Origin of the sequence: Wenzhouxiangella sp. 15190 (assembly GCF_003417465.1) — a bacterium.
Lineage (GTDB): Bacteria > Pseudomonadota > Gammaproteobacteria > Xanthomonadales > Wenzhouxiangellaceae > Wenzhouxiangella.
This window is the reverse complement of the sequence record NZ_QVMV01000052.1, coordinates 162,402-182,864: the sequence shown is the minus strand read 5'-3', so window position 1 is coordinate 182,864 and position 20,463 is coordinate 162,402. Positions and strand designations below refer to the sequence as shown.

At 63.0% G+C, this 20,463-nt stretch carries 18 protein-coding genes; 5 read left to right on the top strand and 13 right to left on the bottom strand.

The window, feature by feature from the left end; all coding sequences use genetic code 11:
- The first annotated feature begins 100 nt into the window (after window positions 1-100).
- Entirely contained in the window at window positions 101-826 is a 726-nt protein-coding gene (locus DZK26_RS13410) for a DUF1499 domain-containing protein (RefSeq protein ID WP_116899189.1), read from the top strand.
- Window position 827: 1 nt separating this feature from the next.
- On the opposite strand, the gene queG is transcribed toward DZK26_RS13410, so the two are convergent.
- Window positions 828-1,910: a tRNA epoxyqueuosine(34) reductase QueG gene (gene queG, locus DZK26_RS13405; RefSeq protein ID WP_220337254.1), complete on the bottom strand. Its 1,083-nt coding sequence runs from the start codon at window positions 1,908-1,910 to the stop codon at window positions 828-830.
- Between queG and DZK26_RS13400 the strand changes: the two genes are divergently transcribed.
- The 3 genes from DZK26_RS13400 to DZK26_RS13390 all read left to right on the top strand — a co-directional run bounded on the left by DZK26_RS13400 (window position 1,902) and on the right by DZK26_RS13390 (window position 5,395).
- The gene (locus DZK26_RS13400) at window positions 1,902-3,383 is read left to right on the top strand and encodes an NAD(P)H-hydrate dehydratase (RefSeq protein ID WP_116899191.1); all 1,482 of its coding nucleotides are present in this window, start codon (window positions 1,902-1,904) and stop codon (window positions 3,381-3,383) included. The genes queG and DZK26_RS13400 overlap by 9 nt on opposite strands.
- Window positions 3,380-3,805, top strand: coding sequence for a tRNA (adenosine(37)-N6)-threonylcarbamoyltransferase complex ATPase subunit type 1 TsaE (gene tsaE / locus DZK26_RS13395; protein WP_181918494.1), 426 nt, complete (start codon window positions 3,380-3,382; stop codon window positions 3,803-3,805). Before DZK26_RS13400 ends, tsaE begins: the two co-directional genes overlap by 4 nt.
- Window positions 3,806-3,892: 87 nt before the next feature.
- Window positions 3,893-5,395, top strand: coding sequence for an aminotransferase class III-fold pyridoxal phosphate-dependent enzyme (locus DZK26_RS13390; protein WP_116899192.1), 1,503 nt, complete (start codon window positions 3,893-3,895; stop codon window positions 5,393-5,395).
- Between the two features lie 50 nt (window positions 5,396-5,445).
- Here DZK26_RS13390 and DZK26_RS13385 read toward each other — a convergent pair whose 3' ends face one another.
- The 11 genes from DZK26_RS13385 to gltX form a co-directional block, all read right to left on the bottom strand.
- The gene (locus tag DZK26_RS13385) at window positions 5,446-5,631 is read right to left on the bottom strand and encodes a hypothetical protein (RefSeq protein ID WP_116899193.1); all 186 of its coding nucleotides are present in this window, start codon (window positions 5,629-5,631) and stop codon (window positions 5,446-5,448) included.
- A 75-nt stretch (window positions 5,632-5,706) separates the two neighbouring features.
- The gene (gene phoU / locus DZK26_RS13380; protein WP_404976210.1) at window positions 5,707-6,438 is read right to left on the bottom strand and encodes a phosphate signaling complex protein PhoU; all 732 of its coding nucleotides are present in this window, start codon (window positions 6,436-6,438) and stop codon (window positions 5,707-5,709) included.
- Between the two features lie 147 nt (window positions 6,439-6,585).
- The gene (gene pstB / locus DZK26_RS13375) at window positions 6,586-7,422 is read right to left on the bottom strand and encodes a phosphate ABC transporter ATP-binding protein PstB (protein ID WP_116899361.1); all 837 of its coding nucleotides are present in this window, start codon (window positions 7,420-7,422) and stop codon (window positions 6,586-6,588) included.
- Between the two features lie 88 nt (window positions 7,423-7,510).
- Window positions 7,511-9,178: a phosphate ABC transporter permease PstA gene (gene pstA / locus DZK26_RS13370; protein WP_116899195.1), complete on the bottom strand. Its 1,668-nt coding sequence runs from the start codon at window positions 9,176-9,178 to the stop codon at window positions 7,511-7,513.
- 276 nt (window positions 9,179-9,454) lie between these two features.
- Window positions 9,455-11,758, bottom strand: a complete 2,304-nt coding sequence (locus tag DZK26_RS13365) for an ABC transporter permease subunit (protein WP_116899196.1) — start codon at window positions 11,756-11,758, stop codon at window positions 9,455-9,457.
- Window positions 11,759-11,862: 104 nt separating this feature from the next.
- The gene (locus DZK26_RS13360; protein WP_116899197.1) at window positions 11,863-12,834 is read right to left on the bottom strand and encodes a PstS family phosphate ABC transporter substrate-binding protein; all 972 of its coding nucleotides are present in this window, start codon (window positions 12,832-12,834) and stop codon (window positions 11,863-11,865) included.
- 61 nt (window positions 12,835-12,895) lie between these two features.
- The gene (gene phoR, locus DZK26_RS13355) at window positions 12,896-14,212 is read right to left on the bottom strand and encodes a phosphate regulon sensor histidine kinase PhoR (RefSeq protein ID WP_116899198.1); all 1,317 of its coding nucleotides are present in this window, start codon (window positions 14,210-14,212) and stop codon (window positions 12,896-12,898) included.
- Window positions 14,212-14,910, bottom strand: a complete 699-nt coding sequence (gene phoB / locus DZK26_RS13350; protein WP_116899199.1) for a phosphate regulon transcriptional regulator PhoB — start codon at window positions 14,908-14,910, stop codon at window positions 14,212-14,214. The genes phoR and phoB overlap by 1 nt, the downstream gene beginning before the upstream one ends.
- Window positions 14,911-15,015: 105 nt before the next feature.
- Window positions 15,016-15,984, bottom strand: coding sequence for a YafY family protein (locus DZK26_RS13345; RefSeq protein ID WP_116899200.1), 969 nt, complete (start codon window positions 15,982-15,984; stop codon window positions 15,016-15,018).
- Window positions 15,981-16,427 (bottom strand): Fur family transcriptional regulator, encoded by a 447-nt coding sequence (locus tag DZK26_RS13340; protein WP_116899201.1) that lies wholly within the window; start codon window positions 16,425-16,427, stop codon window positions 15,981-15,983. Before DZK26_RS13340 ends, DZK26_RS13345 begins: the two co-directional genes overlap by 4 nt.
- Window positions 16,428-16,666: 239 nt before the next feature.
- Window positions 16,667-18,097: a glutamate--tRNA ligase gene (gene gltX / locus DZK26_RS13335; protein WP_116899202.1), complete on the bottom strand. Its 1,431-nt coding sequence runs from the start codon at window positions 18,095-18,097 to the stop codon at window positions 16,667-16,669.
- 148 nt (window positions 18,098-18,245) lie between these two features.
- Between gltX and mltF the strand changes: the two genes are divergently transcribed.
- Window positions 18,246-19,736, top strand: a complete 1,491-nt coding sequence (mltF, locus tag DZK26_RS13330; protein WP_181918495.1) for a membrane-bound lytic murein transglycosylase MltF — start codon at window positions 18,246-18,248, stop codon at window positions 19,734-19,736.
- Here the strand turns inward: mltF and dnaQ are convergent.
- Complete coding sequence (gene dnaQ, locus DZK26_RS13325) at window positions 19,733-20,434, bottom strand: DNA polymerase III subunit epsilon (RefSeq protein WP_116899203.1); 702 nt, start codon at window positions 20,432-20,434, stop codon at window positions 19,733-19,735. The genes mltF and dnaQ overlap by 4 nt on opposite strands.
- Window positions 20,435-20,463: the final 29 nt, after the last annotated feature.

Below are 20,463 nucleotides of genomic sequence, written 5' to 3'. Positions count from 1 at the left end.
TGCCAGTCCAATTGACGGGGCGTCAGGGATTCGGGCGTTATGATACCGTTCAATTCAATCGGTCGGAGACAACCGGCGCCATGCCTCGGGGAGATACGGTATGAAAGCACTGCGCATCATCATCCTTGTGATCGCCATCATTGCGGTCGGGCTTCTGCTGCTGGCCGGCCCGGGCACGCGTATGGATTGGTGGGACTTCCGCTTCGGGTTCACGATGATGGAGTGGGCGTTGTACGGGGGTGTCGCCGCCGGCATCCTCGGCATCCTTTTGCTGCTGATACCGGCCACACGCCGCGGCGGCGCCACTGTGCTCGTCGCCGCCGTAGTGATCGGCCTCACGACGGCGGCTGTGCCGTACCTGCAGGTCCAGAAGGCGCGATCGGTGCCGCCGATTCATGACATCACCACCGACACCGCCGATCCACCCGAATTCGTGGCCATCGCGCCTTTGCGGGCAGACGCCCCCAATCCCGTCGAATACCCCGGCGAGGAAACGGCGGAGAAACAGCGGGATCACTATCCCGACATCCGAACCCTGCAGCTCGACGCCTGGCCGGCCATCGCCTTCGAACATGCCCTGGAGGCGGCCCGTGCCCAGGGTTGGGAAATCGTTGAAGCGAGCGAGGCGGAAGGTCGCATCGAGGCGACAGCGACCACATTCTGGTTCGGCTTCAAGGACGACGTCGTAATCCGGATCCGGGGCGATAACAACGGCAGCGCAATCGACGTGCGTTCCAAGTCGCGCGTGGGACAGAGCGACGTGGGCGCCAATGCCGCGCGCATTAAGGCCTATCTCGAAGATCTGCAGGCGCGGAGCCAGTCCTGAATTACTCGGTTGCGTGCCGATCGAGCGCCCATGCGACATGTTCGCGCACCAGTTCGGAGGAATGATCCCGGCGCGCTCTGAGCGCCTCGACCACCTCACTTGAGGTCGGGGCGTTGCCCAGGGCCACGGCAAGATTTCTGAGCCAGCACTCGTAGCCCGTTCGCCGGATCGGGTTGCCCTCGGTCCGATCGAGAAAAGTGGCCTCGTCCCAACCGAACAGTTCGACCAGATCGCCGGCGTCCAGGTCCTTGCGCGGCGCGAAGTCGGCCTCGCCGGTGTGCTGCGCATAGCGGTTCCAGGGACAGACCATCTGGCAGTCGTCGCAGCCGAACACGCGATTGCCCATCAGCGGCCGCAGTTCCTCGGGGATCGAGCCCTTCAATTCGATGGTCAGGTAGGAGATGCAGCGGCGCGCATCGAGCTGGTACGGCCCGGTGATCGCCTGCGTCGGGCAGACGTCGATGCAGCGCCGGCAAGTGCCGCAGTGCGGGGTCACCGGCTCGTCGGCCGGCAGCTCCAGATCGGTATAGATCTCGCCCAGGAAGAACCACGACCCGGCATGGCGGCTGAGCAACAGGGTGTGCTTGCCGATCCAGCCCAGGCCGGCCTTTTCGGCCAGCGGCTTTTCCAGTACGGGCGCCGAGTCGGTGAACACACGATGGCCGAAAGGCCCGATCTCGCGCTCGATGCGCTGGGCCAGTTTCTTGAGCCGCTTGCGGATGAGCTTGTGGTAATCGCGGCCCAGGGCATAACGCGACACAACCGCGCGGTCGGGCTGGTCGAGCAGTTCCTCCACCGGCCGGGCCGACTCCGGCAAATAGTCCATGCGCGCGACGATCACCGAGCGGGTGTCGGGATGCAGCAGCGCGGGCCGGCTGCGCTTGCGCCCGTGGGCCGCCATCCAGTCCATTTCACCGTGCCGGCCTTCGGCCAGCCAGGCATCCAGGCGCTGCTCGTAGACGGAGAGGTCGGTGTCGGCAATACCGACCTCGGCGAACCCGAGCTCCAGCCCCCACTGGCGAATCTTCTCGACCAGTTCACCGGAATCGAGCTCACCTTGCCTATAATCGCAATCATGACTCATGATCGACATTATCCCATCGTGCCGCTCTACCGTGCCGAATCCGTGCGCGAACTCGACCGGCAGGCCATCGAAGGACACGGCATCGACGGCTATGACCTGATGCGTCGCGCCGGCCGGCGTGCCTTCGAAATCATGCGCGCGCGCTGGCCGGAGGCGCGGGCGGTCACCATCTGCTGCGGCGGCGGCAACAACGGCGGCGACGGCTACGTCATGGCGCGCCTGGCCCGGGAGGCCGGACTGGCGGTGCAACTGATCGCCATGAAATCACCCGATGAACTGTCCGGAACGGCCGCACGGGCGGCGAAGGACTGGCTGGCCGTCGGGGGTTCGATCGAACAATCCGACGAGCGGCTGCGCGGCGACGTGATCGTCGACGCCCTGCTGGGCACCGGCCTGGACCGGCCCGTGCGCGACGACTATGCGCGCCTGATCGACCACATCAACGACACCGGCCGGCCCGTGCTGGCCGTCGATGTGCCTTCGGGCCTGAATGCCGACACGGGAATGCCGCAGGGCCGCTGCGTGCGCGCCTGGGCCACGGTCACCTTCATCGGCCGCAAGCGCGGCCTCTACACCGGCCAGGCCGGGCGCTGGTGCGGCACCGTGCTCTTCGACGCCCTGGACACACCGCAGGCCATCCACGACATAGTCGAGACCGATGCCACGCTGCTGGATCCCGGCCTGTTGCGGCATTGCCTTCCTGCCCGGCCGGCCGATACCCACAAGGGGGATCTGGGCCGGGCGCTGATCATCGGCGGCAATCACGGCATGGCGGGCGCGCCGGTGCTGGCCGGCCGGGCGGCGTTGCGAACCGGCAGCGGACTGGTCACCCTGGCAACGCGCGGATCCCACGCCACCCTGGCCCCGTCCATCCAGCCGGAATTGATGAGCCACGGCGTGGAAACCCTCGAGGATTTCGAACCACTGGTCGGGACCGCCGACGTACTGGCACTGGGCCCCGGCCTGGGCCGCGACGACTGGGCACGCGCCCTGTGGAAGCGCACGATCGAGCACGACGCGCCGCTGGTGGTCGATGCCGACGGGCTCAATCTGTTGGCTGACGCGCCGACCCGGCGGGCGCACTGGATTCTCACACCCCACCCGGGCGAGGCCGCACGCCTGCTCGAGACCGGCGTGGCCGAAATTCAGTCCGACCGCTTCGCCGCCGCCTCGGCCCTGGCCGAACGCTTTGATGCGGTGGTGATCCTCAAGGGTCACGGCAGCCTGGTGGCCGGCCCCGGCGCGACCGTGGCTGTCTGCCCGTTCGGAAACCCGGCCATGGCCTCGGCCGGCATGGGCGACGCTCTGACCGGCATCGTCGCCTCGCTGCTCGGCCAGGGTCTCAAGCCCTACGATGCAGCCTGCTGCGGCGTGCTGGCACACGCCCTGGCGGGCGACCGGGCCGCATATGGCCGGCGCCAGATTCTCGCTGGCGATCTCGTCGATGCCCTGGCCCGGGTCCTTCCGGCGTGAGTAAGCCGCGCGAATACACAGCCCTCAGCGAATCCGAAACCCTGGCTCTGGGCGGGGCGCTGGCCGGCCAGTTCGCCGACGGGGGCATCGTCTATCTCTCGGGCGACCTGGGCGTGGGCAAGACCACACTGGTACGCGGCCTCCTGCGAGCGCTTGGATACGAGGGACGGGTCAAGAGCCCCAGCTACGGCCTGATCGAGAGCTACGTCATCGACGGGCGGGACATCCACCACCTCGATCTCTACCGCCTGGGCCACGGCGAGGAAATTGCCTACCTGGGACTCGAGGACCTGCTGACCGAAGGCAGCCTGCTGCTGGTCGAATGGCCCGAGCGCGGCGAGGGCTGGCTGCCGGGCCCCGACTGGCATATCCATATCGACGACCGCGAAGGCGGCGGGCGCACGATTCGCGTCAAGCGCTGAAAACCGCCCGATGCGGCCTTCAGAGCCGTCGCTTGCTATAATGTTCGGTTTTCACCCGCTGCGAGACCAGCCCACAAGGAGACGCGCGTGAGCATCATCAGCAAACTCGACACCCTGCGCAAGATCGGCGGCAAGCCGCTGACCAACGGCCTGGCCGACGACGTCCTCGAACGCTTTGCCGAGAGCGATCCCCGGCTCGGGCAGGCCGTGGACGATGCACTGGGCCTGCTGGAATGCTGGCGCGAAGCCTATCCGGACCTGATCGGCATCGATGAGGTCGACCAGAAAGCGGCTCTGCAGTCCGGTTACGTCAACTTCTACCCGGACGACTGCGTCAACCCTTTCGTGGCGCTGGCCGCGCGTGGACCCTGGATCATCACCACCAAGGGCGCAGTGCTGCACGACTCCGGCGGCTACGGCATGCTGGGGCTGGGTCATGCCCCCGGGGCGGTCCTCGACGCCATGAACCAGCCGCACGTGATGGCCAACATCATGACGCCGAGCTTTTCGCACCAGCGCTTCTTCGATGCGCTGACCGAAGAGATCGGCATGCGCCGCGACGAGGGCTGTCCCTTCCACCGCTTCCTGTGCATGAACTCCGGTTCCGAAGCGGTTACCGTCGCCAGCCGCATCGCCGATATCAACGCCAAGCAGATGACCGACCCGGCTGGCCTCAAGGCGGATTACAAGCTGCACCGCCTGTCGCTCTCGGGCAGTTTCCATGGCCGCACCGACCGGCCCGCGCGCTTCTCGGACTCGACGCGCAAGACCTATAGCCAGCACCTGGCTTCCTATCGCGAGGAAGACACGCTGATCACGGTCGAGCCCAACAACATCGAGCACCTGCAGCAGGTCTTCGACTGGGCCGACAAGAACAGGATCTTCATCGAGGCGATGTTCCTGGAACCGGTCATGGGCGAGGGCAATCCGGGCATGGCCGTCACCCCCGAGTTCTACGCCGAGGCCCGGCGCCTAACGAAGGAACACGGCACCCTGCTGTTGATGGATTCCATCCAGGCCGGCCTGCGCAGCCAGGGCGTGCTGTCGGTGGTCGACTATCCCGGCTTCGAAGGGCTGGAAGCGCCCGACCTCGAAACCTACTCCAAGGCGCTCAACGCCGGCCAGTACCCGCTGTCGGTGCTGGCCATGAACGACAAGGCCGCCGGCCTTTACCGCAAGGGCGTCTACGGCAACACCATGACGGCGAACCCGCGCGCGCTGGATGTCGGCACCGCCGTACTGCGCCAGGTCACACCCGAACTGCGCGAGAACATCGTCGAGCGTGGGCACGAGTTCCTGGAAAAGTTCGGCCAGCTGGCCGAGGAACTGGATGGGCGCATCACCCGTGTGCAGGGCACCGGCCTGCTGTTTTCCATCGAACTCGACAGCAGCGTCTACAAGGCCTACGGCGAAGGCTCCACCGAGGAATACCTGCGCATGCACGGCATCAACGTGATCCACGGCGGTGCCAACTCGTTGCGCTACACGCCGCCGTTCGGCATCACCTCCGAAGAGGTGGACCTGATCGTCGAAGCCACGCGCGACGCCCTGGTCAACGGTCCTGTCCGTCAATCCGAACAAGCGGCCTGAGAGCACTGGATCGCGCGGTGTGGCACGCGCACCGCGCCTTCCTTGCCGGGCTAAGCTGCAATACTTCCCCCCACCAGGCCTGCCAGTATCATTATGCCGGCGGCCATGGCGACCGTGAGGCTCGCCAGGGCCAGCAACTCACCGGAAATGGCCACCAACTGCCGGGTGCACTGGCGGAGGGTTGTCCGGAAGTGAATACGGGGACGGGCCTGGCGGTTTGCGATCGTAGCCTGCATGTCTGAACTCCATCACTTGAACGTGATGACAGTTCAGCACGCCAGCTTCTCAGAACCTGAGAATGGGGCGATTCCTCACTTCGAATCGACGTCGTCGCCGATTTCCCGCTCCATCTCGGCCAGGGATGCGTGGCGGAGATCCTTGCCCTCGACGAGGTAGACGATGTACTCACCGATGTTCTTGGCATGATCGCCGATGCGCTCCATCGAACGGGCTACCCAGATGGCGTCGATGATCCGGCGGGTGTTGCGCGGCTCTTCGACCAGGTAGGTGTGGTACTGGCGCAGGATGGCCTCGTAGTCAGCATCCACGTTTTTGTCTTCGCGCACCAGGTTCACCGCGACTTCCGCAGCTAACCTCGCGAAGCCGTCCAGGGCATCGTGAAGCATACGACGCACGGTCGTCCCCATGACCTCGAGCTCGCGATAATTGTTGCGCGGCCGATCAGCCTCGGCCAGCCGGATCGCCATGCGGGCGATTTTCTCGGCCTCGTCGCCGATACGTTCGAGATCGTTGATGGCCTTGATCATTGCAACAACCAATCGCAGGTCGCTGGCTGTCGGCTGGCGCCTGGCCAGAACCATGATGCAACGCTCATCGATGGATTTTTCCATCTCGTTGATACGATCGTCGGCCTCGACTACCTGCTGCGCCAGTTCGGAATCACCCTCGACCAGTGCCCGTACGGCATCACCGATCATCTCCTCGGCGAGCCCGCCCATGGTCATCACCTGCTGACGCAAGGACTCGAGTTCCTCGTTGAACTGGCGGGAAATATGTCTATCGAGATGCAGCTTGTCCATCAAATCTACTCCAAGTCCGAACGAGACTTAAGTGTTAAGTGTTAAGTGTGAAGTAAAACAATCAGCGCATTGAGCTTGTGCCTAACACCTAACACCTAGAAAACCTAAAACCAAACACCCAAATCGAAACAGTCACTTCACACTTTACACTCACCCATACCGCCCGGTGATGTAGTCTTCCGTCGCCTTGCGGCGCGGATTGGTGAACAACCGGGCCGTGTCGTCGAACTCGACCATTTCGCCCATATACATGTAGGCGGTGAAGTCGGAAACACGCGCGGCCTGCTGCATGTTGTGCGTCACGATGACAATGGTATAACGATCCTTGAGTTGGATGATAAGTTCCTCGACCTTGGCCGTGGAAATCGGATCCAGCGCGGAACAAGGCTCGTCGAGCAGGATCACTTCCGGTTCGATGGCGATTGCGCGGGCGATGACCAGCCGTTGCTGCTGGCCGCCCGAAAGCCCGAAGGCGTTGTCGTCCAGGCGATCCTTGACCTCGTCCCAGAGCGCTGCCGAACGCAGCGCATTCTCGACCACTTCCGAGAGCTTGCGTCTGTCGTTAACGCCCTGCAGCCTCAGCCCGTAGGCAACGTTCTCGAAGATCGACTTCGGAAACGGATTGGGCTTCTGAAACACCATACCCACCCGTCGCCGGTGTTCGGCCACGTCGACGTTGCGGTGATGAATGTCCTGCCCGTCGATCAGGATCTCGCCCTCGATACTGCAGATATCGATCAGGTCGTTCATGCGGTTGAAGCAGCGCAACAACGTCGACTTGCCGCAACCGCTCGGCCCGATGAAGGCCGTCACCCGATTGCGCGGGATGCGCAGATCGACGTTCTTCAGCGCCTGATCCTCGCCGTAGTACAAGTTGAGGCCACGGGTCTCGATACAGATATCCTCACGCTCGATATTGAGCGTCTGGCGATCCTGATTGACGGATACGCCGGATGGAATCTGCGTTTCCTGTTGCTTCTCTTCCATCATTGACTGTTCAACTCTCGATTAGATTCCTGCGATCGGGAACCACGGAATTCACCTCCGTGTTTTCCGTGGTTCCATAAAATCATTCTCAATCACTCTCTGAGCGATACTTTTCACGCAGCCGGTTGCGGATGGCGATTGCGCTCAGGTTCAGGATCAGGATCAGCGCCACCAAGGTCAATGCCGTGGCATAGACCAGTGGCCGGGCCGCCTCGACGTTGGGGCTCTGGAAGCCGACATCGTAGATATGGAAGCCCAGGTGCATGATCTTGCGCTCGAGGTGCACATAGGGAAACTCACCGTCGACCGGCAGGCTGGGGGCAAGCTTGACCACGCCGACGAGCATCAGCGGCGCCACCTCACCCGCGGCACGCGCCACGGCCAGGATCAGGCCGGTCATCATCGCCGGCGCCGACAACGGCACCACCACCTTCCACAGCGTTTCCCACTTGGTCGCACCCAGCGCCAGTGAACCCTCACGCACCGTGCGTGGAATACGCGCCAGGCCTTCCTCGGTGGAAACGATAACCACGGGGAGGGTCAGCAAGGCAAGCGTCAGCGAAGCCCAGAACAGTCCCGGCGTACCGAAGGTCGGCGCCGGCAGCCGCTCTGGGAAGAACAACTCATCGATGCTGCCGCCAAGCATGTAGACGAAGAACCCCAGCCCGAACACCCCGAAGACGATCGAGGGCACACCGGCCAGGTTGTAGACCGACACCCGGATCATGCGCAGGATCGGACCCTGTCGGGCATACTCGCGCAGGTAGATGGCAGCCAGAACACCGAACGGCGTCACCAGCACCGACATGATCAGCACCATGACCACCGTCCCGAAAATGGCCGGGAATATACCGCCTTCGGTATTGGCCTCGCGCGGATAGCCGGTTAGGAAATCCGTGATCCTGTGCCAATAGAAACCGGCCTTCCCCGCCAGGCTCAGGGCATTGTTCTTCGACGCCATAACGATGTCGCCAACCTTGATGGCCACTTTCTGCCCATTGGCCGTGCGCGCGTGGAGCACATCGCGCTCGTTCTGCTCCTGCAGATCGTTGCGCTGCGCCCGCAGTTCTTCGTATTGCTCCTCCAGCACGGAGCGACGCGCGTCCAGGTCGGCCATGGCGGCTTCCCGCTCGGCGCCGGTGACGCCGCGATGATCCAGCCCGCGCTCTTCGAGGCGGATCTCCTCGAGCTGGCTGTTGATCCGGCCGATCTCGTAACGTTCGATCTGCTGAATGCGTGCATGCAGTTCGTTGGCACGCTCGATGCGAGCCTGCAGTTCATCCCATAGGTTTTCACCTTCAGCGACAATCTGTCCGTTTTCTTCCAGGCGCAGGGGATAACCGTAAAAATTGCCCCATTCGCGCCGCTCGACCATCATCGCGTCTTCGGGGTAGTGCCATTCCCCAAGCGCGGGTTCGAGATGCCAGACGAAATCCCGGCCGGTCAGATCCCGGTTACCCACCTTGAACAGATGACGCGTGACGACCAGGGTTTCCTCATCGATAAGCTGGCCGGACTCGCGAACACGATGGGCCGGCAGGGTTTCGCTTTCAACCTGTTCGCCGAGAATCACGGTTTCACTGCCATCGACGGCGCTCACGGTCGTTTCGACCAATTCGGCCGGCCAGAAATGGGCAAAGCCGCGGACGGCGATCAACAGCAGCAGCCCGACAACCATGATTACCGAGATACTCAGCGCCCCGCCGATCAACCAGATCCACGGATCGCCGGATTTGAACCATTCCCTGAACTTCATGGGTGGTGTACCCCGCCGTTAATGCTGTAACTTTCAGCGAGTCGGAAAGCGTTTAGCTGCAAGGCATGGCTCGCAGGCAATGGCAGCGTCCTTGTCAAGAGGCATAACACCGCAGGTGAACGCTTTCCGGCTCGCCCTTCGGGAGCGTGCCTGAGACGACATTGCGGCGTTGCCCCCCTTGTAAAGGGCTTGCCATTCACTGCGGGGCGCGCCTTGCACTGTCGGCTCAGGCACGCTCTGAATGCTACAGAATTAGCGGCGGGGTACACTCGAACCTCACAGACTGCTGTACTTCGTGCGCAAGCGCTGACGCACGACTTCGGCGATGGTATTGACGATGAAGGTCATGGCAAATAGCACCAGGCCAGCCAGGAACAGGATGCGGAAATGCGTGGAATTGACGGCCGTTTCCGGCAACTCAACAGCGATGTTGGCCGACAGGGTGCGCATGCCTTCGAAAATGTTGAAGTTGACCACCGGGCTGTTGCCCGTCGCCATGAGCACGATCATGGTCTCGCCCACGGCGCGGCCAAAGCCGATCATCACTGCCGAAAAAATACCGGGACTGGCTGTGAGCAGGATGATCCGTGTGACTGTCTGCCAGGGTGTGGCGCCCAACGCAAGCGAGCCCTGTGTCAGATGCTTGGGTACGGTGAAGACCGCATCCTCGGCAATCGAGAAAATGGTGGGAATTACGGCAAAACCCATGGCGATGCCAACCACCAGCGCATTGCGCTGATCGTAGGTGATACCAATGTCGGTAAACCACTGCCGCATCGAGCCGTCAAAGAACCAGATCTCGATCAGCGGCGAGAGTTCGATCAAACCCCATACCAGCAGACAGATGACCGGCATCAGGATCAGCGCTTCCCAGCCGCCCGGAATGCGACTGCGAACCCCTCTTGGAAGCTGCGCCCAGGCCCAGGCGACGACCAGGAAGGCCAGCGGCAGACCAACCAAGACGGTAAACACCACGGGAATATGATTTTCCAGGAAGGGCGCGAGCCAAAGTCCGGCGAGAAAGCCGAGAATGACGGTCGGCAGCGCTTCCATCACCTCGATGGTGGGTTTGACGTAACCGCGCAAGCTGGGTGACATGAAATAGGCGGTGTAGATCGCCCCGGCAATCGCCAGCGGCATGGCGAACAACATGGCAAAGAAGGCGGCCTTGAGCGTGCCGACGGTCAGCGGCACCATGGAATATTTGGGCTCGAAGCTGTCGCTCCCCGACGAGGCCTGCCAGACATAATCGGGATCGGAGCGACCTTCATACCAGACCTTGCTCCAGAGCGCGCGAAACGAGGTCTCCGGATGCTCGTTCCACAAGTCGAACTCGGTGATTGTGCCCTCGCGACCCTCTACCAGAATCCGTTCATTGACGGGAGAAACAGCAACGCCGACCAACGGCTCTTCGGAAACCTGGTCGAGAAACAGCGTTCGTGCTGAAGTGCCGTAATGAATGCCGAGGTAACCGGCATCGTCGACGGCGACGAAGCCCTTGCGCGTGTACTCGGGCTGAATGGCCGTGATGGCACCCGGATGCTGTTCGAAATCGCGCGCCCGTGCCAGGTAGAAAATGTTGTCTCCGGCATCCTCGGTCTCGTCTCGGACAAGGAACCACTGCGAAATGTTGCCGGAGGCGGTGCCGACGATGGCCGAGAATGTGCCGTTGAGAAACTGCAGGCTGGTGATCGACTCGCCCGGTTCACCGGCGACCTCCCGACGATCGCGCATGACGGCCTCGGCGGGCCTGGAAATATCCCAGTAAATCAGGCTGCCGCCGGCATCCGCGGCGATCAGGTTCCAGAGATTCGCACTCAGCTGCAGATGGGTGACCGGGGTGCCGAAGGCCGGCAGATCGTATGATTCGCGCTCGATCTCCCGGTCACCGGTCAGGAAGCCGGTACGGACCCGGTAGCGCACAAACAGCATGCGGCCGTCGGCTGTCTGCGCCGCCACCCCGGTGTCGTCCCGCGACTTCTGGACGGCGATCGCGGTCAGGGCCTCGCCCGAATCGTCGACCACGACGGGTTCGGAGCCGACTGGAAAGCTCGGGTCCGGAACCACCTCGCGAACGCCCATTTCGGGAAATTCGAGCTCATGATTGTGCTCGACGATGATGGCCGTGCCGTCGCTGAGGCCGAGCGCCACGCGGCGGGCCCGCGGCTCGCCGTTTCCGACGCTGGTCACGCGCACCCCTTCCGGCACGGCCAGGTCAATGCGGCGGATTACCTCGCCGTCACCGAGCCTGAAATACACCAGTTCGCCGTCACGGCTGTAGCGCATGCCGATTTCACCGTAACGTTCCAACGCCAGGTAGGCCGGCGCCGTCGTCCCGGAATCGGCGGTGACGTAGCTTTCCTGTCGTTCCACCGACGCACCCTTGAACAGCGGCAAGACCTCGCTGAACAGGTACACGAAGATCAGCGCCAGTGCCACGACGACACCGCCGCCGCCGGCGCGTACCATCCAGCGCGCTGCACCGTCAGCCAGGTAGCGGCTGCGCCGGCGACGCGCCATCGCGTCGGCGCTCGGCAGGTAGGACTGCCGCTGGCCTGCTTGTGTAGCGTTGTTGCTCATCCAGAAATTCGGTCGTGTACTGATCGTTGTCGCCGGCGGGCCGATATCGAACGGCCCCGAAAGTATCGGGGCCGCTCGGACTCAACATGCGATCCGGACGGTGCCTAAAGCCCCAGCTCGTCGCGAATGCGCGAAGCGGCCGACTCCGGCAGGGGAATATAGCCGTCGCGCAAGACAACCTGTTGACCCTGGCGTGACAGGACCATGCGGAAGAACTCGCGCTCCAGTGGCGACAGCTCGCGATTGGGATTCTTGTTGACGTAGACCAGCAGCAGGCGGGCCAGCGGATAGTCGCCGCTGACGCCATTGTCGGGCGTCGGTGCGTAACAGACATCATCGCCGACATGGGTCAGTTCGACCGTCTTGACGCCGGAGGTCTCGTAACCGATGCCCGAGTAGCCAATCCCGTTGAGCGATTCGGTCACGCCCTGCACGACCGAGGCCGAACCGGGCTGTTCGTTGATCGAGGGCTTGTAGTCGCCGCCGCAGAGCGCGTTGTCCTTGAAGTAGCCGTAGGTCCCTGATACCGCGTTACGGCTGTAGAGAGCGATGTCGCGATCAGCCCAGTCACCTTCAAGCCCGAGCTGACCCCAGCGAGTGATGTCGTCGGCTGCGCCGCAGCGACGACCCACGGAGAAGATCGCGTCGACCTGCTCCATGGTCAGGCACTCCACCGGATTGTCCTTGTTGACGTAGACGGCCAACACGTCGATGGCGGTGCCAACCTGGGTCGGCGGGTAGCCGTGCTTTTCCTCGAAGGCCTGGATCTCGGACGAGCGCATGGGGCGACTCATCGGCCCGAAATTGGCCGTGCCCTCGGTCAGCGCCGGGGGTGCAGTCGACGAGCCGGCGCCCTGAATCTGGATATTGACATTGGGATAGTAGTCCTGGAAGGCCTCGGCCCACAACGTCATCAGGTTGTTGAGCGTATCCGAACCGATGGACGAGAGGTTGCCGGAAATGCCCGACACCGGCTCGTATTCCGGCAGTTCGGGGTCGACTTCGGCCTGGGAAAAGGCCGCGCCACTGGCCAGGATGGCGGCAAAGGCGGATAACTTGAACAGCTGCTTGATCATGTCGATCGGACTCCTTGGCGATTCTGCCTGGAGATTGTATGAATGAAAGATGACAGTTTGATTACGCGGCGCCGTTACGGCGGCTCGGTGCCGCGCAGGCCCGGGTTGCCGGAAAGATGCAGCGGAAGACGCTGCCCACGCCCGGCTCGGACTCGACGTCCAGCCGGGCACCGTGGCGCTTGAGAACGTGCTTGACGATGGCCAGACCGAGCCCGGTGCCGCCCCGGGCCCGGCTATGGGAACTGTCAACACGATAGAAACGCTGGGTGATGAAAGGCAAGTGCCGGCGGTCGATACCCATGCCGTGATCCTGCACTTCGAACACCAGGCTGCCGTCTTCTTCTTCCTGCCAGCGCACCGAAACTGGTTGTCCCGTCTCGCTGTAGCGGAAGGCGTTGATGACCAGGTTCGAGAGCGCGCTGTAGAGCTCGTTTTCCACCCCGTTGAGACATCGCTCCGTCTCCACCTGGATCTCTAGCGGGTGCGCTTCCCCATCGGCAAGCCAGGCATCACGACCCAGGCGCCGGATAAGCGCGGGCATATCCACCGGGCTGTCCATCGGTGCCTCGCTTTCCTCGGTCTCGAGCCTGGAGAGCTCGAGCAGGTCATTGACCAGGCTGTTCATTCTCTGGGTCTGGGCACGCATCTGTCGCACCGGTGTGCGCCAGGACGGATCAAGCTCTCGGTCCTCGACCATCGAATCGAGATAGCCACCAAGCACGGTCAGGGGAGAGCGCAGCTCGTGCGAGGCATTGGCGACGAAGTCCCGGCGCATGGCCTGCAGGCGATGCAGCCGGGTGACGTCACGAATCAACAGCAGGTACTGCTCATTGGTATAAGGCACCAACCGCATCAGCAGCCGCCGGCTCGAATCGACCGGAGAGGCAATCTCAATGGCGTTTTCGTAGTCACCCGACTCAATGTATGCCACCAGCGCCGGGCTTCTAATCAGATTGGTAACCGGCTGGCCGAAATCACTACGGTTAGTGAGACCCGCCAGCGTACAAGCTGCCTGGTTGTACCAGAGAATGCGGAACTCGCGGTCGAGCACCAGCGTGCCGTCGGGCATGGCGGCGGTGGCTTCCCGGAATTCGCGAATGACGGCCGCCAGCCTTCGCTTGCTCATGTGATGTCGACGCCGCAACCGATAATAGTCATCGAACAACTGCCCCCACACACCCCACGATGACGGCGGACTGCGTCTTCGGCTGCGCAGCCACTGGTCGAGGCGATAGAGCTGATGAAACCAGCGCCCGACAAGAACGACCAGGGCCAGCAGGAGAAACCAGGGAAGATTCCCGAAGAAAAGTGCCAGAAGAAGGGCGCCGGCCAGCAGCGCAGCCAGATAGAGCAGCTCGCTGACCCAGGCTCTCGACATCAGGCCGTTTCCACCGCCGAAAATCGATAACCCGAACCACGGACGGTCTGGATGTAGCGATCGAAACCCAGCGGCGCCAGGGCCTTGCGCAGGCGCAGCACGTGAACATCGACCGTACGTTCCTCGATGTAGACGCCACCGCCCCATACGTAGTCGAGCAGCTGCGTGCGCGAATAGACGCGGTCCTGATGGGTCATGAAGAAGCGCAGCATGCGAAATTCCGTCGGCCCGAGATCGATCGGCTTGCCGTTGCCCGTGATGCGGTGGCTGGCGGTGTTGAGCACGAGCCCGTCGACGACCACTTCTTCATCCACACCTCCAGGCGCCAACCGCCGCAGCAGTGCATTAATGCGTGCGATCAGCTCACGTGCCCCGAAGGGCTTGGTGACGTAATCGTCAGCGCCGCTGTCGAGCCCGCGAACCTTGTCGTCTTCCATCGTCCTGGCGGTCAGCATGATGATGGGCAAATCCCGGGTCATCTCGTCGCGGCGCAGGCTGCGGGCCAGTTCAACGCCGCTGGTGTCGGGCAGCATCCAGTCGAGCAGCAACAAGTCGGGCAAGTCATCGGCGATCCGTACCCGGGCAGTCTGGCAGTCGCCCGCCTCGATCGTCTGAAAACCGGCGCGCTCCAGATTGAAGACGATCATATCGCGAATCGCCTCGTCGTCCTCCACTACCAGAATGGTCTGGGTGTTCATGGCATGCCTTACAGTCAACCTGGCATCATTGCAGCAATGTCATGTGACACTTTCGTGACACGACAGTGACAGGCTCCCTACACTCGGGACACCTTCAGGAACCCATTATCGATAATAGCCCAGAGCGGTTTCGAGCTGCTTCGACACCGACTCGCGCAGGAAATCGGGTGCCACGACCTCCACATCGGCGCCATAGCGCAATATCTCCATGATCAATTCGCGGCTGCGTCCGAACGGCAGGGTCAGCTCGAAGCGGCCGTCGTCCCGCCACTCGGAACGTTGCTCGGGATGCCAGACCTCGTCGGCCGCCCAACGCGCCGCCTCGGCGCCGAAGCGCAGCACAGCCTCGTGTTCGACCGGGCCGGAGAAGATACCGAAAGCCTGGTCGAAATGCCGCGCAATTTCCGTGTCCGGCAACTCGGTGCTCTCTTCTTCTAGCCGGCTGATGCTGCGAATGCGCTCCAGGGCGAAACTGCGCAGTCCTTCCGAACGATGGCACCAGGCATCCAGGTACCAGCGGTCGCGATAACTGGTCAGCCGCTGCGGCGAGACTTCGCGCTCGCTGACGTCGTCGCGCCGGCGTCCATGATAGGTAATCACCAGGCGCTGGCGCTTAAACAATGCCTGAAGGACATCCTCGAACAGTTCGGCCGGCACCGGCCGGCCGGCGTCATGCCGGATATTGATGCGTCCGGGCTGGGTCGAGAAATCCAGCCCCTGGGCGTCGAGCAGCTGATTGATACGCTGCTGCACACCCTCGAGCTCGTCTTCCAGCAAGCCGGGCTGGACATTGCCCAGCACGTGACGCGCGGTCAGCAGGGCCTGCAGTTCGTCCGGGCTGATCCACAGCCCGGGCAGCTCGAAACTGCCGGCGAGGCTGCGGTCGTAGAAGAAGCCCCGGCCGTCCGGATCCTGCTCTAGCGGGGCGCCCAAGTGGTCGCGCAGTTCGTTGATGAGCCGATAGAGGGTCGCCTGGCTGCAGCCGAGTTCTTCCATCAACTCCTGGCGGGCAATCGGCGTGCGCCGCTGACGCAGGATGTCGTGCAGGTGATAGAGACGCTCGCGCCGACTCAAGAGCGACTGGCCCCGTAGCAGTCGTCACACAAGCCGTAGATTTCGAGCACCTGCCGGCTGGGATGAAAACGCTCGTGCTCGGCCGCATCGCGCAGGTGCTGGCTCAGTCCGGAATCGTGGATCTCGGTCACGGTCTGGCATTCGTCGCAGATCAGAAACTGGCCCTGGTGGGACTCGGCCGGATGGAAACAGCTGACGAACGCATTGAGGGACTCGAGACGATGGATGAAGTGGTTCTCGAGCAGGAACTCCAGCGCCCGATAAATCGTCGGCGGGGCAGCGTTGGGCTGCTCGGCCTTGAGTTGGTCGAGCAGGTCGTAGGCCTTGACCGGCCCTTCGGCCGAAAGTACCAGCTCGAGCACCCGCCGCCGGGTCGGCGTCAGACGCAGGCCACGCTGCCTGCAGCGCTGCTCGACCTCACGAATGACCTGGCTCGAATCCATGCCTTCATTCTATCAGGCGGCGAATATGAAAATCTTTAAAACGCAAAGACGCGAAGTAGCAAAGAACGCAAAGAAAAACAAATAATTGAATGATAAAAACCAACAATCAGCGAACTGGGTTAACTCCAGCCTTTCAGCAACTTCCGTGGTCACCTGCTTTATGGATTTTTCTTTCTTGGCGTTCTTTGCGTCTTAGCGTCTTTGCGTTTTAAAGGTTTTAAGGGACTTGCCCGCCAAACTCAGCCCTGGGCAGCGGCGCGGTCGGCGATGTAGGCCAGGGCGCGGTCGATGCGTGCCAGCGTGCGCTCGCGGCCCATCAGCCACAGGGTCTTGTCGATCGACGGTGACTCGCCGTGGCCCATCAGCGCCACCCTCAGCGGCATGCCGATCTTGCCGAAGCCGATACCCAGTTCGTCGACCGTGGCCTGCACGGCAGCCTGCAGAAGCTCGGCATCCCAGTGCGCCAGTTCGGCGAGCCGATTGCGCAGGTTCTCCAATGGCTCGGCGGCGACCGGCCGCAAATGCTTCTTGGCAGCGCCGTGCTCGTAGTCGGCGAAATCCTCGAAGAACGGTCGGCTGCGCTCGACCAGTTCCACCAGGGTCTCGACGCGCTCGGCCTGCACCGAAATCAGGTCCGCCAGCGGCGGGCCGTTCTCGGCGTGCAGGCCGCCACGCTGCAGGTGCCAGACCAGTTCAGAGTGGACCTGGTCGCGATCGCCCTCGCGCAGGTAGTGCTGGTTTAGCCAGTTGAGTTTCATGGTGTCAAAGCGCGAAGCCTTGTGATTGACCTCGGCGATGTCGAACAGCTCGATCAGCTCCTGCCGCGAAAACACTTCCTGGTCACCATGCGACCAGCCCAGCCGGGCCAGGTAGTTGACCATGGCATCGGGCAGGTAGCCCTGCTCTCGCCAGGCCATGACGCTGACCGCCCCGTGGCGTTTGGACAGCCGGGCGCCATCGTCACCGAGGATCATCGGCACATGCGCGAATTCCGGCGGCTCGGCGTCCAGGGCGTGGTAGATATTGATCTGCCGCGGTGTGTTGTTGATGTGGTCATCGCCCCGGATGACCAGGTTGATATCCATGTCGAGGTCGTCGATGACCACGGCAAAATTGTAGGTGGGCGAACCGTCGGCGCGCATGATCACCAGGTCGTCGAGCTCGTCGTTGGACACCTCGATGCGACCGCGCACACGATCCTCGAACGCCACCGCGCCCTCGAGCGGATTGCGGAAACGGATGACCGGCTCGATCCCTTCGGGCGCTTCGGCCAGGTCACGGCAGTGGCCGTCGTAGCGCGGCTTTTCGCCGGCATTCATGGCTTCTTCGCGCAGCTTCTCGAGCCGCTCCTTCGAGCAATAGCAGCGGTAGGCCCGACCACTGTCGAGCAGGCGATCAACCTCCTCGCGGTAGCGGTCCATGCGCTCGCTCTGGTAGAACGGGCCTTCGTCGGCATCCAGGCCCAACCAGGCCATGCCGTCGAGAATGGCCTGTACCGATTCGACCGTGGAGCGCTGGCGGTCGGTATCCTCGATGCGCAGCACGAATTGCCCGCCGGTGGCGCGTGCCGCCAGCCAGCAAAACAGCGCGGTCCGTGCGCCGCCGATGTGCAGGAACCCCGTAGGCGACGGTGCAAAACGTGTTCGAATCGGTTGGGTGTCGCGCGCCATGGCGGGTTGGCTCGATTGGGGAAAAGCCGGCTATTCTAGCAGAGGCTTCTGCCTTAAGCTCACACGCCAAATCCGCTATAAAGGGCATGATGATCCATTTCGCGGCAGGAAGCATGATCGAACTTCGCCACCCATCTCCGGAACCTGCATGAGCGACCCCGGAACAAATACCGAGCAAGCTACTCCTGGCTGGCGAAAGGTGCTGACCGAACGTCTTCGAACGCTCGGCCAGATTGCCATTGTCGGGGTGACCATACTGATCGCCACCACTTCCGGGGACAGCGGCCTGACACTGGTCGAGCGCATCCAGGCACGCGGCAACCTGGCCATGCTGACCGTCAACGGCGCATCAACCTACTATCTGGGTGCCGAGGGCGAAACCGGATTCGAATACCAGCTTGCGCTCGAGTTCTCGCGCTATCTCGGCGTGCCGCTCGAGGTAGTCACCGTACCCAGTGTGGGCGACCTGATCCCGGCGCTGATGGACGGGCGCGGCGATTTCATCGCGGCCAATCTGACGCGGACCCCTGACCGGCAGTCGCGGCTTCGGTTCGGCCCGGCCTACGAGGAGGTTGTGCCGACGGTGGTCTACCGGCGCGGATCACCGCGTCCCCGCTCGGTCGAGGAACTGTCTGAAGGTCGGCTGGCACTGATGGAGGGCACCGCGTACCGCTCCCTGCTGGACCGTCATGATGTCGAGATCGAACCCGAAATCCGGCCCCACGCCAGTATCGAAGACCTGTTCGAGGACATCAGCAGCGAGGAGATCGACTACACCATCATCGATTCCAACATCCTCGAACTCAATCGCCGGTTCTTTCCGGCCATTCGCCCCGCCTTCGAGCTGGGCGAGCCGCAACCGCTGGCCTGGGCGACCGAACGATCCGACGATGATTCCCTGGTGCAGGTCATGCGCGAGTTCTTCCTGGTGGCAACGGCCGACTCGCTGCTCGCCGAATTGCGCCAGCGGCACTACGGGCACATCGACCACTACGAGCCGGTCGGCACTTTCACCTTCATGCGCCAGATCCGGGAGCGACTGCCCGACCTGCGCCCCTTCTTCGAAGAAGCGGCCGCTGCCCACGACCTGGACTGGCGCCTGCTGGCGGCAGTGGGCTACCAAGAGTCGCACTGGGATCCGTCGGCCGTTTCTCACACCGGGGTTCGCGGAATCATGATGCTTACACAACGAACGGCCCGGCAGCTGAGCATCGACAACCGCGTCGATCCCGAGCAGAGCATCAGGGGCGGGGCGCGCTACCTGCGCTCGATGATCGACCGCATTCCCGAGCGCATCGAGTATCCCGACCGCCTGTGGCTGGCACTGGCCGCCTACAACGTCGGCTACGGGCATCTCGAGGATGCGCGGATTCTCACCGAGATTCGCGGCGGTGATCCCGACCGCTGGGTGGACGTACGCGATTCACTACCCCTGCTCACCCAGGAGCGCTGGTACAGCCAGACGCGCTATGGCTATGCGCGCGGCTACGAGCCGGTCCAGTACGTGGAAAACGTCCGGACCTTCTACGAAATCCTGCTGTGGATGGAGGGCCGCGACCATCCCCTGCTGGTTGACTCGGAAGAGCCCGGATTGCCGGGCCCCGAAGCCGCGGAGGCCGCGACCGACGACGGACCCTAATCCTCCTGCCAGAGGCAGTGGCCGGCCGCCTCCCGGATCGCCTCCAAGCGGTCCCGATGCGCCGCAAGTTCCGACTCGTCGGCTTCGCGCACGACCAGTTTCGAGACATCGACTTCCAGCGTCATCTCGCTGCCGGCCTCACCGCCATCACTTTCGCCCGACAGATCAAGCGCCAGATCGACCTGGCCGCCGGTCATGGCCAAGTAGACTTCGGCCAGCAACTCGGCGTCGAGCAAGGCCCCGTGCAGGTCGCGGCCGGAATTGTCCACTTCGTAGCGCTTGCACAGCGCGTCCAGGCTCACGCGCTGGCCCGGATGCAACTCGCGCGCCAGGGGCAGCGTGTCAAGAATGGTGGCGTGATCCTCGACGCGGGCCGGCGAGTCCAGCCGGGCCAGTTCGGCATCGAGAAAGCCCACGTCGAAGGGGGCGTTGTGGATGATCAGTTCGGCGTCGCGAATGAACTCGATGAAGTCGTCGGCCAGGTCGGTAAAACGCGGCTTGTCGGCGAGAAACTCGTTGGTAATGCCGTGTACGGCCAACGCGCCGCCTTCCACATCGCGCTCGGGATTGATGTAGACATGGAAGCTGCGCCCGGTCTGGCGCCGCTCGATCATCTCCAGGGCGCCGATCTCGATGATCCGGTGCCCTTCCGTGGGTTCGAGGCCGGTGGTTTCGGTATCGAGAACGATTTGTCTCATGGCGAGAAAGTGTGAAGTGTTCAGTGTGA

What these genes read in the sequence shown, in the direction of transcription:
- DZK26_RS13410 (WP_116899189.1), top strand. Translation starts at nt 101, where the DNA reads ATGAAAGCACTGCGCATCATCATCCTTGTGATCGCCATCATTGCGGTC.
- DZK26_RS13400 (WP_116899191.1), top strand. Translation starts at nt 1,902, where the DNA reads ATGACTCATGATCGACATTATCCCATCGTGCCGCTCTACCGTGCCGAA.
- queG (WP_220337254.1), bottom strand. Translation starts at nt 1,910, where the DNA reads ATGAGTCATGATTGCGATTATAGGCAAGGTGAGCTCGATTCCGGTGAA.
- DZK26_RS13385 (WP_116899193.1), bottom strand. Translation starts at nt 5,631, where the DNA reads ATGCAGGCTACGATCGCAAACCGCCAGGCCCGTCCCCGTATTCACTTC.
- pstB (WP_116899361.1), bottom strand. Translation starts at nt 7,422, where the DNA reads ATGGAAGAGAAGCAACAGGAAACGCAGATTCCATCCGGCGTATCCGTC.
- pstA (WP_116899195.1), bottom strand. Translation starts at nt 9,178, where the DNA reads ATGAAGTTCAGGGAATGGTTCAAATCCGGCGATCCGTGGATCTGGTTG.
- DZK26_RS13365 (WP_116899196.1), bottom strand. Translation starts at nt 11,758, where the DNA reads ATGAGCAACAACGCTACACAAGCAGGCCAGCGGCAGTCCTACCTGCCG.
- DZK26_RS13360 (WP_116899197.1), bottom strand. Translation starts at nt 12,834, where the DNA reads ATGATCAAGCAGCTGTTCAAGTTATCCGCCTTTGCCGCCATCCTGGCC.
- phoR (WP_116899198.1), bottom strand. Translation starts at nt 14,212, where the DNA reads ATGTCGAGAGCCTGGGTCAGCGAGCTGCTCTATCTGGCTGCGCTGCTG.
- phoB (WP_116899199.1), bottom strand. Translation starts at nt 14,910, where the DNA reads ATGAACACCCAGACCATTCTGGTAGTGGAGGACGACGAGGCGATTCGC.
- DZK26_RS13340 (WP_116899201.1), bottom strand. Translation starts at nt 16,427, where the DNA reads ATGGATTCGAGCCAGGTCATTCGTGAGGTCGAGCAGCGCTGCAGGCAG.
- gltX (WP_116899202.1), bottom strand. Translation starts at nt 18,097, where the DNA reads ATGGCGCGCGACACCCAACCGATTCGAACACGTTTTGCACCGTCGCCT.
- mltF (WP_181918495.1), top strand. Translation starts at nt 18,246, where the DNA reads ATGAGCGACCCCGGAACAAATACCGAGCAAGCTACTCCTGGCTGGCGA.
- dnaQ (WP_116899203.1), bottom strand. Translation starts at nt 20,434, where the DNA reads ATGAGACAAATCGTTCTCGATACCGAAACCACCGGCCTCGAACCCACG.